Raw genomic sequence first — 966 nt, 5'->3', positions numbered from 1 at the left:
TGGTTTGGCCTGTTCCGCGTTCGCTCGCCGCTACTTACGGAATCGAATTTTCTTTCTTTTCCTCCGGGTACTTAGATGTTTCAGTTCCCCGGGTTCCCCTCGCTAAGCTATGTATTCACTTAACGATACTTAGACATTACTCTAAGTGAGTTTCCTCATTCGGAAATCTTCGGATCAAAGTTTACGTGCAACTCCCCGAAGCTTATCGCAGCTTATCGCGTCCTTCATCGGCTCCTAGTGCCAAGGCATCCGCCCTGCACCCTTAATAACTTGACCAGTTATTAAAGTTAATAATTTTAAAGAGTTATTAGCTCACGATGTTTTAAAGACTTATCTTGTCTATATATTAAAATGATGTCATATCACTAAATGTTATGCAGTTTTCAAAGTACTAACAGAAAGTTAATAAACTTTCAAAATTAAACAGTAGGCAATTCTCCTTAGAAAGGAGGTGATCCAGCCGCACCTTCCGATACGGCTACCTTGTTACGACTTCACCCCAGTTATTGATTTCACCTTCGACACTCGCTTCCCAAAAGGGTTAGCTAAGTGGCTTCGGGCGCCCCCAACTTCCGTGGTGTGACGGGCGGTGTGTACAAGACCCGGGAACGCATTCACCGCAGCATTCTGATCTGCGATTACTAGTAACTCCAGCTTCATGTAGGCGAGTTTCAGCCTACAATCCGAACTGAGAATGGCTTTAAGGGATTAGCTCCGCCTCACGACTTGGCTGCCCTCTGTACCACCCATTGTAGCACGTGTGTAGCCCTAAGCATAAGGGGCATGATGATTTGACGTCATCCCCACCTTCCTCCAGGTTATCCCTGGCAGTCCCTCTAGAGTGCCCAACTTAATGCTGGCAACTAAAGGCAAGGGTTGCGCTCGTTGCGGGACTTAACCCAACATCTCACGACACGAGCTGACGACAACCATGCACCACCTGTCACTTCTGTCCCCGAAGGGAAA

Annotated in this window: 2 rRNA genes; both read right to left on the bottom strand. The window is 47.1% G+C overall.

Annotation, left to right across the window (positions count from 1 at the left end):
* Positions 1–276, bottom strand: a 23S ribosomal RNA gene (locus tag CHL78_RS20245); the annotation flags it as partial.
* Between the two features lie 168 nt (positions 277–444).
* A 16S ribosomal RNA gene (locus tag CHL78_RS20240) occupies positions 445–966 on the bottom strand; the annotation flags it as partial.

The organism is Romboutsia weinsteinii (assembly GCF_002250835.2).
Lineage (GTDB): Bacteria > Bacillota > Clostridia > Peptostreptococcales > Peptostreptococcaceae > Romboutsia_A > Romboutsia_A weinsteinii.
The sequence above is the reverse complement of the archived record's forward strand: the minus strand, read 5'-3'. Positions and strand labels throughout refer to the sequence as shown.